Annotated in this window: 12 protein-coding genes; 3 read left to right on the forward strand and 9 right to left on the reverse strand. The window is 71.9% G+C overall.

Going from position 1 to position 13,491, the window contains the following annotated elements:
• Nucleotides 1–36 precede the first annotated feature (36 nt).
• The 3 genes from ACFQTY_RS17195 to ACFQTY_RS17205 all read left to right on the forward strand — a co-directional run bounded on the left by ACFQTY_RS17195 (nt 37) and on the right by ACFQTY_RS17205 (nt 1,717).
• On the forward strand, nt 37–765 hold the full coding sequence (locus ACFQTY_RS17195; protein ID WP_378103005.1) for a YggS family pyridoxal phosphate-dependent enzyme: 729 nt from the start codon (nt 37–39) through the stop codon (nt 763–765).
• A gap of 75 nt (nt 766–840) precedes the next feature.
• A complete protein-coding gene (locus ACFQTY_RS17200) occupies nt 841–1,257 on the forward strand; it encodes a hypothetical protein (protein WP_378103008.1) in 417 nt (138 codons plus the stop codon).
• Nucleotides 1,250–1,717 (forward strand): MarR family winged helix-turn-helix transcriptional regulator, encoded by a 468-nt coding sequence (locus ACFQTY_RS17205; protein ID WP_378103011.1) that lies wholly within the window; start codon nt 1,250–1,252, stop codon nt 1,715–1,717. Before ACFQTY_RS17200 ends, ACFQTY_RS17205 begins: the two co-directional genes overlap by 8 nt.
• 52 nt (nt 1,718–1,769) lie before the next feature.
• On the opposite strand, the gene ACFQTY_RS17210 is transcribed toward ACFQTY_RS17205, so the two are convergent.
• From ACFQTY_RS17210 to ACFQTY_RS17250, 9 genes are all read right to left on the reverse strand, one after another.
• Nucleotides 1,770–2,834 (reverse strand): biotin/lipoate A/B protein ligase family protein, encoded by a 1,065-nt coding sequence (locus ACFQTY_RS17210; RefSeq protein ID WP_378103013.1) that lies wholly within the window; start codon nt 2,832–2,834, stop codon nt 1,770–1,772.
• A gap of 52 nt (nt 2,835–2,886) precedes the next feature.
• On the reverse strand, nt 2,887–4,491 hold the full coding sequence (gene cimA / locus ACFQTY_RS17215; RefSeq protein ID WP_378103015.1) for a citramalate synthase: 1,605 nt from the start codon (nt 4,489–4,491) through the stop codon (nt 2,887–2,889).
• A 337-nt stretch (nt 4,492–4,828) separates the two neighbouring features.
• Nucleotides 4,829–5,926: a branched-chain amino acid aminotransferase gene (locus tag ACFQTY_RS17220; RefSeq protein ID WP_378103018.1), complete on the reverse strand. Its 1,098-nt coding sequence runs from the start codon at nt 5,924–5,926 to the stop codon at nt 4,829–4,831.
• Between the two features lie 95 nt (nt 5,927–6,021).
• Complete coding sequence (locus ACFQTY_RS17225; RefSeq protein WP_378103020.1) at nt 6,022–7,107, reverse strand: 3-isopropylmalate dehydrogenase; 1,086 nt, start codon at nt 7,105–7,107, stop codon at nt 6,022–6,024.
• 65 nt (nt 7,108–7,172) lie between these two features.
• Complete coding sequence (locus ACFQTY_RS17230; protein ID WP_378103022.1) at nt 7,173–7,802, reverse strand: ASCH domain-containing protein; 630 nt, start codon at nt 7,800–7,802, stop codon at nt 7,173–7,175.
• 173 nt (nt 7,803–7,975) lie between these two features.
• Nucleotides 7,976–9,004 carry a ketol-acid reductoisomerase gene (ilvC, locus tag ACFQTY_RS17235; RefSeq protein ID WP_291761619.1) on the reverse strand — a complete coding sequence of 343 codons (1,029 nt, stop codon included), beginning with the start codon at nt 9,002–9,004 and terminating at the stop codon, nt 7,976–7,978.
• Between the two features lie 65 nt (nt 9,005–9,069).
• A complete protein-coding gene (gene ilvN, locus ACFQTY_RS17240; RefSeq protein ID WP_378103025.1) occupies nt 9,070–9,594 on the reverse strand; it encodes an acetolactate synthase small subunit in 525 nt (174 codons plus the stop codon).
• A gap of 12 nt (nt 9,595–9,606) precedes the next feature.
• Nucleotides 9,607–11,454 carry an acetolactate synthase large subunit gene (locus tag ACFQTY_RS17245; RefSeq protein ID WP_378103027.1) on the reverse strand — a complete coding sequence of 616 codons (1,848 nt, stop codon included), beginning with the start codon at nt 11,452–11,454 and terminating at the stop codon, nt 9,607–9,609.
• A 266-nt stretch (nt 11,455–11,720) separates the two neighbouring features.
• Complete coding sequence (locus ACFQTY_RS17250) at nt 11,721–13,433, reverse strand: alpha-glucosidase (RefSeq protein ID WP_378103030.1); 1,713 nt, start codon at nt 13,431–13,433, stop codon at nt 11,721–11,723.
• Nucleotides 13,434–13,491 lie beyond the last annotated feature (58 nt).

Consider the following 13,491-nt stretch of genomic DNA (forward strand, 5'->3'; position numbering starts at 1 on the left):
GACGTGGCGCCGCCGGTCTGGGTAGCGTGCGTGATCGTGGACGACGACCTGCGCGCACGCCTGCTGAGGGTCCGGGAGCGGATCGCGGCGGCTGCGGAGGCCGCCGGTCGTCGTCCGGACGACGTCGTGCTGCTCCTGGCCACCAAGACGCAACCGGTGGACGCGGTCCGTGCGGCCGTCCTCGCCGACCGTGCGGCGGGGAGCAGCCCCCTGCTGCTCGGTGAGAACCGCGTCCAGGAGCTGGTCGCCAAGGCGCCCGCCCTGACCGACCTCGACGTCGCGTACCACCTGATCGGGCCCCTGCAGACGAACAAGGTGAACGCCGCGCTGCGGGTCGCGGACTCGGTGGACTCGGTCGAGTCGGTGGACCTCGCGCAGCGGCTGTCCGGCCGCTGCGCCGACCGGGAACGACCGCTCGACGTGATGGTTCAGGTCAACGTGTCGGGCGAGCCCAGCAAGCACGGCGTGGAGCCGGCCGCGGCCGTCGACGTCGCGCTCGCGGTCGCCGCCCTGCCGGGGTTGCGGCTCACCGGCCTGCAGACCGTCGGGGCGAACTCCTCCGACGAGGCCGAGGTCCGGGCGGGGTACGCGATGCTGGCCCGGCTGCGCGACGAGCTGGTCGGGTCGCACTCCCCCGGGGCGTCCGGGGCCGTGCAGCTCTCCATGGGCATGAGCGGCGACCTGGAGGCGGCGATCGCCGAGGGCGCGACGGTCGTCCGGGTGGGCACGGCCGTGTTCGGCGCCCGCCGTCCGCCGCAGGCCTGAGCCGCGGTGTTGACACCCCGCACCGCTTTCTCCGATAGTGGGTGCACGGATAATCTCTGCACCTATGGAGGCATCATGTGGACGCACGAGTGCACGACGGAGACGGACGTCCCGGTCGACCGGATCTGGCAGACGTTCGTCGACATCCACTCCGGGCGGCTCCGGCTGCCCGGCGGCGACGTGTTCCGACCGGAGGGTGACCTGGCGGTCGGCACGCGGATCGCGGTCACACCGGCTGGTCAGGACACGATGACGTCCGTCGTCACCGAGCTCGAGCCGGGCGCCGCCTACGCCGACGAGACCAGTTACGGGGACCTGGTCCTCACCTTCCGGCACCGTTTCCAGCCGCTCGAGGGCGCCACCCGCATCACGCACGCCCTGACCATCACGGGGCCCGGGTCGGACGAGGCCGGACCGGTGGTGGGGCCGCAGATCAGCGCCGACTTCCCGGAGCAGCTCGACGCCCTGGTCGACGCGGCTCGCCGTGCCTGACAGCAGCGCGGCCAGCCGCTTCGCCGACCCCGGCGCCGACAGCCCGGGCTTCGCCCTCTGGCAGGTGACGTTGGCGTGGCAGCGCGACGTCGCCGAGGCGCTGCGCCCGCTCGACCTGACCCACGTCCAGTTCGTGCTCCTCGCGTGCACGTGGTGGCTGGGCAGGTCGACGACGCTGCCCAGCCAGCTGGACGTCGGCCGGCAGGCGGGGACCGACCCGAAGATGACGTCCGAGGTGCTGCGCAGGCTGGAGGCCAAGGAGCTGCTGGTGCGCACGGTGGACCCGGCGGACACGCGGGTCCGACGCGTGCAGGTCACGGCCGCCGGTGCCGAGCTCGCGCAGCGGGCCGTCCGCGTCGTGGAGGCCGCGGACGCCGAGTTCTTCGGTGCGCACGGTCCCGCGGTCCTCGACTCGCTCCAACCGCTGGGGACGCGGCGGGGCGCTCCGGGCGGCAGCTGAAGGCGGGACGGTCAGCCGAGCCGACGGCTCCCCGCACGGTGCGCCCGGTGCCTCACGGGAGACGACGCGTCCAGAGCGGGTTCTCGAACTTCTCGTGCTGCAGCTGGGCGGCCCGGTGCAGCTCGTCCGGCCGGAGCTCGCCGTCGACGGTGGGGTACCGCGAGCGGAAGTGCTCGGTGAACGCCGTGATCACCGCCTCGCGCGGGAGACGGGTCTGGGACCGCACCGGGTCGACCCGCTTGACGGCGCTGACCGTGCCCTTGTCCGAGAGCTTCTCGCGGCCGATCCGCAGCACCTCGTTCATCTTCTCCGCGTCGATGTCGTAGGCCATCGTCACGTGGTGCAGCACCGCCCCGCCGACCATCCGCTTCTGCGCAGAGCCGGCGATCTTGCCGGCGGGTGAGGAGATGTCGTTGAGGCCGGACAGCCCTGCCTCGACCCCCACGTCCGCGAGGGCCCCCAGCACCCACTGGTTGAGGAAGGCGTACGACTCCTCGAACGAGAGGCCGTCCACCAGGGACTCGGGCACCACGAGGGAGAACGTGATGCAGTTGCCCGCCTCCATGAACATCGCGCCGCCGCCGCTGATCCGCCGGATCACCTGCACGCCGTACCGTTCCGCCGCCTCGGCGTCCACCTCGTTGCGCACGGACTGGAACGAGCCGATGATCACCGCCGGCGTCTGCCACTCCCAGAACCGCAGGGTCGGTCCACGGCGTCCGGCGGCGAGCTCCTCGGTGAGCACCTGGTCGAGGGCCGTGTGCATCGCAGGCGGCAGCGGGCCCGGGTCCAGCAGCTCGAACGTGTGCTCCTGCCAGGTCGTCGACAGGCCGAGGGCCCGGCGCACCGCCACCGCGACGTCCCGGGTGGTGAACCCGATCATCGCGGGGGCGGACGGCAGGCGTGCGTCGTCCAGCGCCTCGTCCATGGCGTGCGTCAGGCGCGTCACCGCGCTCTCGGCCGGCATCGCCTCGAGCGCGTCGCGGAGCACGTCGAGCACCTCGTCGGGTTCGACGAAGAAGTCCCCGCTGAGCTCGACGTCGGTCAGGCGGCCGTCGACCACGTCCAGGTCGACGACGACGAGCTTGCCCCCGGGAACCTTGTACGCACCGTGCACCCCGCCACTCTAGGCACGCGACGAGGCCGGTCAGGCGACGGTCGACCCTCGCTCAGCGGGCGGGGACGCCCGCCTTGTACAGGCCCCAGATCACCGAGTCGGTCAGCGCCTCCCACGACGCCTCGATCAGGTTGGGACCCACCCCGACGGTGCTCCAGGACGAGCTGCCGTCCGTGGTCTCGATCAGCACCCGCGTGACGGCGTCGGTGCCGAGCTGCGAGTCGAGGATCCGGACCTTGAAGTCGATCAGCACGAACGGCTCGAGCTCGGGGTAGACACCGAGCAGGGCGTGCCGGAGCGCGTGGTTCAGGGCGTCGACGGGACCGTTCCCCTCCCCCGTGCTGACGAGCCGCTCGCCGCCGGCGTGCAGCTTGACCGTGGCCTCGGCCGTCGCCGGGGTGCCCCGCCCGCCCCGGCGCTCGATGATCGTGCGCCAGGACTCGACCGTGAAGTAGGCGGGCTTGCCGGCACCCGCCTCCTCCAGCAGCAGCAGCTCGAACGACGCGTCGGCCGCCTCGTACGTGTACCCGTTCGCCTCGGCGTCCTTGACCCGGTTGGTCACCGCCGAGAGCACCTCCGGGCGGTTCGAGAGGTCGAAACCGAGCTCGCGGCCCTTGAGCTCGATCGACGCCCGCCCGGCCATGTCGGAGACCAGCATGCGCATGTCGTTGCCCACCGCCGCCGGGTCGGCGTGCTGGTAGAGGTCGGGGTCCACCCGGATCGCGGAGGCGTGCAGACCCGCCTTGTGCGCGAAGGCGCTCGCACCGACGTAGGGCGACCGGGCGAACGGGGAGATGTTGGTGATCTCGCTGATCGCGTGGGCGATCCGGGTCAGCTCGCGCAGCCCACCGCCGTCGACCGGCGTCAGGACGGTCCGTCCGAGCTTGAGCTCGAGGTCGGCCACCACCGTGAGCAGGTCGGCGTTGCCGGTGCGCTCGCCGTAGCCGTTGACGGTGCCCTGCACGTGCTCGCACCCCGCTTCGACGGCGGCCAACGTGTTGGCCACGGCGCAGCCGGAGTCGTTGTGCGCGTGCATGCCCAGGATGCCGGCGGGGCCGACCGCCTCGCGCAGCTCGGTGACGATGCGCGTCACCCAGGCCGGCAGCATGCCGCCGTTCGTGTCGCACAGCGTCACCACCTCGGCGCCCGCCTCGAAGGCCGTCAGCACCGCCGAGCGCGAGTACCCGGGGTCGTAGCGGTAGCCGTCGAACAGGTGCTCGGCGTCGACCACCACCCGCCGCCCCTCACGGACCAGGAACCGTACGGTGTCGGCGATCATCGCCAGACCCTCGTCGGGCGTCGTCCGCAGCGCCCGCTCCACGTGCCGGACGTCGCTCTTGGCGACCACCGTCACCACCGGCGTCTCGGCGTCCACCAGCGCCCGGACCTGCGGGTCGTCGACGGCACGGGCGTCGGCCCGGCGCGTCGCGCCGAACGCCGCGAGCACCGCGTGCCGCAGGTCCAGCTCCTTGGCCGCACGCTTGAAGAACTCGGTGTCCTTGGGCACCGCGCCCGGCCAGCCGCCCTCGATGTAGCCGACGCCGAGCTCGTCGAGCAGCGGGACGATGGCCAGCTTGTCGGCGACCGACAGGGCGATGCCCTCCTGCTGGGCGCCGTCGCGCAACGTCGTGTCGTACACCTGGAAGCCAGTGCTCACGGGGCTCTCCTGCTCGTGCGGTGCGGGACCGGCGGGGGTGCTGCCGGGGACGACGTACCGGGCGGGGGTGGTGCCCGGGAACCGTCGGTGACAACAAAAAGACCCCCCGAAGGTCGGGAGGTCTGCGCGTCGGCGGGGGTGGGTGCCGACGCGCTATCCAATGATGAGGTGGAACCGGGTCACGCCGCCATGGTGGCACAGGTCACGTCTCGTGGACACCCCGTCCGGCCTGTGGACGACGCTGCGGCTGACGTGCAGCGCCGTCCACGGCCGGTGGGACCAGCGGGTGAGCGACGAGGGACGGGCGTGACAGGACGCCGGTCGGCGCCCCGTGCGGTCAGGCGATCCGGTGCAGCCAGCCGTACCGGTCCTCGGCGCGGCCGTACTGGATGTCGGTCAGCTGCTGCCGGACCAGGGTGGTGACGGGACCGGCCTCGCCGGTGCCGACGGTCAGGTCGAAGTCGTCGGAGGCGAGCCGGCCGATCGGCGTCATCACGGCGGCGGTGCCGCACGCGAACACCTCGGTCACGGACCCGTCGGTCAGGCCGGCCTGGAGGTCGGTCAGCAGCACGGGCTCCTCGCTGACCGGGTGCCCCGCATCGGCGAGCAGCTGGATGATCGAGGACCGGGTGACTCCCTCGAGGATCGAGCCGGACAGCGGCGGTGTGCTGACGTGCCCGTCGGCGTGCACCACCATCACGTTCATCCCGCCGAGCTCCTCGAGCTGCGTGCCGGTGGTCGCGTCGAGGAAGCACACCTGCTCGAAGCCCTTGGCGTAGGCCTCCTGCTGGGGCAGCAGGCTGGCGGCGTAGTTGCCGCCGCACTTGGCGGCTCCCGTGCCGCCGGGGCCCGCGCGGTGGTACTGGCGGTCCACCCAGATCGACACCGGCTTGACACCGCCGGCGAAGTACGGGCCGACGGGCGAGGCGATGACCAGGAACTCCACGGCGCCGGCGGGCCGCACGCCGAGGAAGGACTCCGAGGCGTACATGAAGGGCCGCAGGTACAGGCTCATCTCCTCGCCGGCCGGCACCCAGGCCCGGTCGACGCCGACGAGCGCCCCGATGGCGCCGAGGAAGTCCTCGGTCGACAGCTCCGGCAGGGCCAGCCGGCGTGCCGAGCGCGCGAACCGGGCGGCGTTCACCTGCGGACGGAACGTCCACACGGAGCCGTCGGCGTGCCGGTACGCCTTCAGGCCCTCGAAGATCTCCTGGGCGTAGTGCAGCACCGCCGTGGCCGGGTCCAGCTGCAGCGGCCCGTACGGCTCGACGCGGCGGTCGTGCCAGCCGTCGGCCGTTGACCAGCTGATCCGCGCCATGTGGTCGGTGAACACCGTGCCGAACCGGGGCGACGCCAGCGCGGCCTCACGGTCGGCATCGGTCACCCGATGCGCGCTGGGACGGATCTCGAACAGGTCCGGCGTGGTGGTGCTCATGTCCGTGCTCATATCGGGGCCTTTCACCAGGGTCGGGACGACGGTACCGGTGACGACGGCCGAGCGGCAGGACGGGTCGCGACGCGACCCGCAGGTCAGCCGACGATGCGGGAGACGAGGTCCTGGCCCACCTCGGCCGTCGACCGTACTCGCGCGGCCCCGCCGCGGTCCGCCAGGTCGGCCGCGACGGCACGCTCGACGCGCGCAGCGGCGTCCGGCAGGCCGAGGTGGTCGAGCAGCATCGCGACCGACAGGACGGTGGCGGTCGGGTCCGCCTTGCCCTGACCGGCGATGTCGGGCGCCGAGCCGTGGACCGGCTCGAACATGCTCGGCGACGTGCGGTCCGGGTTGACGTTCCCCGAGGCGGCGAGGCCGATGCCGCCCGTGATCGCGGCGGCGAGGTCCGTGAGGATGTCGCCGAACAGGTTGTCGGTCACCACGACGTCGAACCGCGACGGGTCGGTGACCAGGTAGATCGTGGCGGCGTCGACGTGCGAGTAGTCGACCGTCACGTCGGGGAACTCGGCGTTCACCGCGTCGACCGTGCGGCGCCACAGGTGACCCGCGTGGACCAGCACGTTGTGCTTGTGCACCAGCGTCAGCTTCTTGCGGGGCCGGCGCGAGGCGACCTCGAACGCGTAGCGGACCACCCGCTCGACGCCGAAGGCGGTGTTCAGGCTCACCTCGGTGGCGACCTCGTGCGGCGTGCCGGCGCGCAGCGCACCACCGTTGCCGACGTAGGGGCCCTCGGTGCCCTCACGGACCACGACGAAGTCGACCTCGCCCGGGTCGGCCAGCGGGGACCGCACGCCCGGGTAGAGGCGGCCGGGGCGGAGGTTGACGTAGTGGTCCAGCGCGAACCGGAGCCGCAGCAGCAGGCCGCGCTCGAGCACGCCGGACGGCACCGTCGGGTCGCCGACGGCGCCGAGGAGGATCGCGTCGTGGGTGCGGATCGCGGCGAGGTCGTCGTCCGTCAGGGTCTCTCCCGTCGCGTGCCAGCGGCGCGCACCGAGGTCGAACTGTGTGGTGCGCAGCGCCGGGCCACCACCCGCGAGCGCCGCCTCGAGGGCGAGGAGGCCCTGCTCCACCACCTCGATGCCGATGCCGTCCCCCGGCACGACGGCCAGGTCGATCACGGTCGGGTCGGCGAGGGCGGGCACCTGCGGGGCGGCGTCGGACATGGGGGCAACGCTAGCGGGCCGTCCCATCCTTCGGGATGGTGGTCTCACCTAGTGGTCGCGCCCCCCTACTCCGCGGGCGTGGGACCCAGCGTCGGGTACACCACCTCGAACCGCTCGAGCACCATCGGCATCCGCGGGTCGAACGGCTCGGCGGGCAGCCTACGTCGCCACACCGCCTCGTGGTCGCGTCGCCACTGCTCCAGCGACCGGTCCCCCTCTCCCTCGAGGGCGGCATGCTCCGCCCCCACCTCGTCGAACGGCACCACGTCCACCTGCGTGGCGCGCAGCACGACTCGGGGCGCCCCCGACCCGTCGGTCACGATCGACACGTCGCCGACCTGCGGGAGCGCCTCCCCCGCCGCTTCGTAGTCGCCGAGGGCGCCGGCCGTCGCCGTCTTCCGGCCGGCCAGCACGAGCTCGAGCAGCTCGTCCGCGAGCTGCGGGCTGTCCCCGAACGACCACACCGGCGGAGCGACGAGGTCCCGGTCGCCCGGGCCCATCACCACGTCCATCCGGCCCAGGCCGAGGTGCGCCTGAGCCGCCTGCCAGAACGCCACCAGGGCGTCCTCCTCCTCGAGGTCACCCCCCACGGCAGGCACGTCCGACAAGCCGTCACCGTCCACGTCCCCAGGAACCGCCGACCCACCCGCTGCCGGCACCAGCTGCTCGTCCGTCTCGTCGGTCTCGTCCGTCATGGGGACATCGTGGCGGGCCGGGGCCGGACGTGCGAGGTGGGGGCCGCCCGAAGGACGACCCCCACCTGCACGACTGCGGTCAGCGCGCCGCCGAACCCGCTCCACCTGTGGTCGGGAAGCGCTCTGCCCTGCCCTGCGACGCGTGCCGCCCTACGGGCGACCCGCACCTTCGGTCAGCGCGCCGCGCTTCCCTCCGTGTAGTCGGCGTCCGACGGCTTGACCCACGCGAACAGCTTGCGCAGCTCGCGGCCGACCGGCTCGATCGGGTGGTTCTGGCCCTTCTCGCGCAGCGCCTTGAACTCCGGTGCACCGGCGTCCTGGTCGGCGATGAACCGCTCGGCGAAGGCGCCCGACTGGATGTCGCCGAGCACCGCCTTCATGTTCTCCTTCACGTGCGGGTCGATCACCCGCGGGCCGGAGACGTAGTCGCCGTACTCGGCGGTGTCCGAGACCGACCAGCGCTGCTTGGTGATGCCGCCCTCGTAGATGAGGTCGACGATCAGCTTCAGCTCGTGCAGCACCTCGAAGTAGGCGATCTCCGGCTGGTAGCCGGCCTCGGTCAGCGTCTCGAAGCCGTACTGGATCAGCTGCGAGACACCGCCGCAGAGGACGGCCTGCTCACCGAACAGGTCGGTCTCGGTCTCCTCGGTGAACGTCGTCTTGATCCCCGCCGCCTTCAGGCCGCCGATCGCCTTGGCGTAGGACAGCGCGAGCGGCCACGCCTGGCCGGACGCGTCCTTCTCCACGGCGATTGCGACCGGCACGCCGCGGCCCGCGACGTACTCACGGCGAACGAGGTGCCCCGGGCCCTTCGGGGCGACCATGAACACGTCGGCGTCGGCCTTGGGCGTGATGTAGCCGAAGCGGATGTTGAAGCCGTGCCCGAACACGAGCGCGGTGCCCGGGTTAAGGTTCGGCTCGATCTCCTCGGCGTACAGCTTCCGCTGCGCCTGGTCCGGCGCCAGGATCACGACGACGTCGGCCTCCTTGACCGCGTCGGCCACCTCGAGGACCCGCAGGCCCTGCTGCTCGGCCTTGGCCCGGGACGCCGAGCCGGCACGCAGGCCGATGCGGACGTCGACGCCGGAGTCGCGCATGTTCAGCGCGTGCGCGTGCCCCTGGCTGCCGTAGCCGATGACGGCGACCTTCTTGGACTGGATGACGGCCAGGTCGGCGTCGTCGTCGTAGAACAGCTCAGCCACGGTGGAACTCTCCTCGGTTGTCGGTTGTGCAGAGTGCGGGGGGAAGACGGCGGGAGATCGGCCGGTCAGGCCGACCGGCTCACCCGCTCGAGGGCTCGGTCGGTGATGGAGCGCGGGCCGCGGCCGATGGCGACGGTGCCCGACTGGACGATCTCACGGATGCCGAACGGCTCCAGGGCCGCCAGCAGCGCGGTCAGCTTGGTGGGGCTGCCGATCGCCTCGACCACCACGGACTCCGTGCCGACGTCGACGACGTGGGCGCGGAACAGGTCCACCACCTCCAGCACGCCGGTGCGCTGGGACTGGTCGGCCTTCACCTTGACCAGCAGCAGCTCACGGCGCACGGAGGCGTCGTCCTCGAGCTCGACGATCTTGATGACGTTGACCAGCTTGTTCAGCTGCTTGGTCACCTGCTCGAGCGGGTTCGCGTCGACGTCGACGACGACGGTGATGCGGCTGATCTCCTCGTGCTCGGTGGGGCCCACCGCGAGGGAGTGGATGTTGAACGAGCGCCGCGCGAACAGGCCGGCGACGCGCGTGAGCACGCCGGGCTTGTTCTCGACGAGCACCGAGAGGGTGTGCCGGGTCATGGTCGGATCTCCTCAGTCTTCCCGGTCCCACGCCGGGGTCAGGTGCCGGGCGTACTGGATGTCGTCGTTGCTCACACCGGCGGCCACCATCGGCCACACCATCGCGTCACGGGAGACGGTGAAGTCGACCACCACCGGCTGGTCGTCGATCTCCATCGCGCGCTTGATGGTCGCGTCCACGTCCGCCTTGGTCTCGCAGCGCAGCCCGACGGCGCCGTACGCGTCGGCCATCTTGACGAAGTCGGGGATGCGCACGGTGCCGTGACCGGTGTGCAGGTCGGTGTTGGAGTAGCGCGACTCGTAGAACAGGGTCTGCCACTGGCGGACCATGCCGAGCGAGGAGTTGTTGATCACCGCCACCTTGATCGGGATGTCGTTGATCGTGCAGGTCGCCAGCTCCTGGTTGGTCATCTGGAAGCAGCCGTCACCGTCGATCGCCCATACCGTGCGGTCCGGCTGGCCGACCTTGGCGCCCATGGCCGCCGGCACGGCGTAGCCCATGGTGCCGAGACCACCGGAGTTCAGCCACGACTTGGGCCGGGCGTACCTGATGAACTGCGCGGCCCACATCTGGTGCTGGCCCACGCCCGCCACGAAGATCGACTCCGGACCGGAGATCTCCCCGATCCGGCTGATCACGTGCTGCGGCGCCAGGTGGCCGTCCGACGGCTCGTCGTACCCGAGCGGGAACGTCTCGCGCCAGGCGTCCAGCTGCCGCCACCAGGCCTCCAGGTCCGGCTTGCCGTGGTGCGCCTGCTCGCGCTCCAGCTCCGGCAGCAGGTCGGCGATCACCTCCTTGAGGTCGCCGACGATCGGCACGTCGACCCGCACGTTCTTGCCGATCTCCGCCGGGTCGATGTCCGCGTGCACCACGGCGGCGTTCGGCGCGAAGCTCGACAGCAGGCCGGTGACGCGGTCGTCGAACCGGGCGCCGAGCGCCACGATCAGGTCCGCGCGCTGCAGGGCCGCCACGGCGGGCACCGTCCCGTGCATGCCCGGCATGCCCAGGTGCTGCGGGTGGTCGTCGGGCAGCGCGCCGCGGGCCATCAACGTGGTGGTCACCGCCGCACCGGAGGCGTCCACCAGCCGGCGCAGCAGGGCGGTGGCGTCCGCGCGGATCACGCCACCACCGACCAGCAGCACCGGCCGCCGCGCGGTCGCCAGCAGGCGGGCCGCCTCGCGCACCTGCTTGGCGTGCGGCTTGGTCACCGGGTGGTACCCGGGCAGCTGGATCTCCTGCGGCCAGGAGAACGTGGTGCGCGCCTGCATCGCCGACTTGGCGATGTCGACCAGCACCGGCCCGGGCCGTCCGGTCGAGGCGATGTGGAACGCCTCGGCGATCACCCGCGGGATCTCGTCCGCATCGGTCACCAGGTAGTTGTGCTTGCTCACCGGCAGCGTGATGCCGACGATGTCGGCCTCCTGGAACGCGTCGGTGCCGATCAGGGCCGCGCCGACCTGACCCGTGATCGCCACCATCGGGATCGAGTCCATGTTGGCGTCGGCGATCGCCGTGACCAGGTTGGTCGCACCAGGGCCGGACGTCGCCATCGTCACGCCGACCTTGCCGGTGGCGTGCGCGTAGCCGGAGGCAGCGTGGCCGCCGCCCTGCTCGTGGCGCACCAGGATGTGCCGGACCTTCGCCGAGTCCATCAGCGGGTCGTAGGTCGGCAGGATGGCGCCGCCGGGGATGCCGAAGACGACCTCGACGCCGACCTCCTCGAGCGACCGGACGATCGACTGCGCGCCGGTGACCTGCTCGGGCCCGATCGTCGAGCCGTGCTGCGGTGCGGCGGGCGGCCGCGCGGCGGCCGTGGGCCGCGGCGTCGCGGGTGGTGCCGGGTGAGGACCCTGGACCATCGGTGTCTCCTCGGGGTCGGACTGCGGGACTGCTGGACTTCGGTGCTACGGGTCCCCGAACACGAAAAAACCCCTCGGCCCGGGGACGGGCTGGTCGAGGGGTGCGCGCGGACGAAGACCGGAGCGGGAGGTCGTCGCCGGCGCTCAGGTAAGTACTACGAGGAGGTTCGTCTGCACCCGCCGGACACTACGCCACGTGCCCACGCGCTGTCACGCGTGGGCACGTACGTCTCACATCGCGGTGCACGGTCTCGGATCGCGGGACGTCACGCGTGCAGCCTGCGATAGACGCGTGCCTCCCACGGGCGCAGGGCCGTGTCGGGTCCCGGGGTCCGGCCCGGGTACGAGCCGATCAGCACCTCCGCGTCGGCGGGCCACGGGTCGTCGAGCGCCACCGGCTGCGGGTCCCCCGTGAAGTTGCCGAGCACCAGCAGCTCCTCGGCGCCGAGGCGGCGCGTGAACGCGTACACGTGCTCGTCGTCCGGCAGCACCATGGTGAAGTCGCCCAGCGCCACCACCGGGTGGTCGTGGCGCAGCGCGATCAGCCGGCGGTAGTGGGCGAACACCGAGTCCGGGTCGGCCCGGTCCTCGCGCGCGTTGATCGTCGTGCGGTTCACGTTGACCGGCAGCCACGGCTGGCCGGTGGTGAACCCTGCCTGCGGCGAGTCGTCCCACTGCATCGGGGTGCGGGCGTTGTCCCGGCTCATCGCCGCGAGCGCCGTGAGCAGCTGCTGGTCGGTCAGCGTCCCGGCGGCGCGCATCTCCTCGACGTACCGGAGCGACTCGATGTCCCGGTAGTGGTCGAACGTGTCCCAGTGGGCGTTCGTCATGCCCAGCTCCTCGCCCTGGTACACGTACGGCGTGCCGCGGTGCAGGTGCAGGACGGTGGCGAGCATCCGGGCCGACTCGCGGCGGTAGCGCCCGTCGTCACCCCACCGCGAGACGATCCGCGGCTGGTCGTGGTTGTCCCAGTAGAGCGAGTTCCAGCCCCGCTCGGCGAGCCCGACCTGCCACCGGCCCAGCACCGCCTTCAGGTCGGTCAGCTTCAGCGGCCGCACGTCGAACTTGCCGCCCGGACCGTGGTCGAGGTCGACGTGCTCGAAGGTGAACACCATGTCGAGCTCGTGCCGCGCGGGGTCGGTGTAGCGCTCACCGTCGGCCACCGTGGCACCGGGGGTCTCCCCCACGGTGATCAGCTTGTCGGCCCGTCCGGCGAACACCTCCCGGTACATCTCCGCGAGGAACTCGTGCACCCGCGGGCCGTTGGCCACCAGCGGACCGGCGTGGGCACCGTGCTGCGCCTCACCGTCGGGCAGCCGCGGGTCCTTGGAGATCAGGTTGACGACGTCCATCCGGAAGCCGTCCACCCCGCGGTCGAGCCACCAGCGCATCATCGAGTAGACGGCCGCGCGGACGTCGGGGTTCTCCCAGTTCAGGTCCGGCTGGCGGCTGGAGAACAGGTGCAGGTAGTACTCGCCCGTCGCCTGGTCGTACTGCCATGCCGGACCTGAGAAGAAGGAGCCCCAGTTGTTCGGCTCGGCACCGGCCGTGCCCGGCTCCATGCCGGCGCGCGCCGGCCGCCACCAGTACCAGTCCCGCTTGGGGTCGTCCTTCGACGAGCGCGAGGCGACGAACCACGGGTGCGCGTCGGACGTGTGGTTGACGACGAGGTCCATCACCAGCCGGATGCCGTGGCCGTGCAGCGTGTCGATCAGCTCGTCCAGGTCCGCCAGCGTGCCGAACATCGGGTCGACGTCCTGGTAGTCGCTGATGTCGTAGCCGTTGTCGTCCTGCGGGCTGCGGTACACCGGCGACAGCCAGACGACGTCCACGCCGAGGTCCACCAGGTGGTCGACGTGCTGCAGGATCCCCCGCAGGTCGCCCATGCCGTCACCGTCGGAGTCGGCGAAGGAGCGGGGGTAGATCTGGTAGACGACGGCACGCGTCCACCACGGCGCGTCGGCGGGGGTGAAGGTCACCCGTCCATCAAACCCGAGGACACCGCCCGCGCCAGCCGGGCAGCGCCGGCCGCCCGGT

Origin of the sequence: Cellulomonas sp. T2.31MG-18 (assembly GCF_964266755.1) — a bacterium.
Taxonomy (GTDB): Bacteria; Actinomycetota; Actinomycetes; order Actinomycetales; family Cellulomonadaceae; genus Cellulomonas.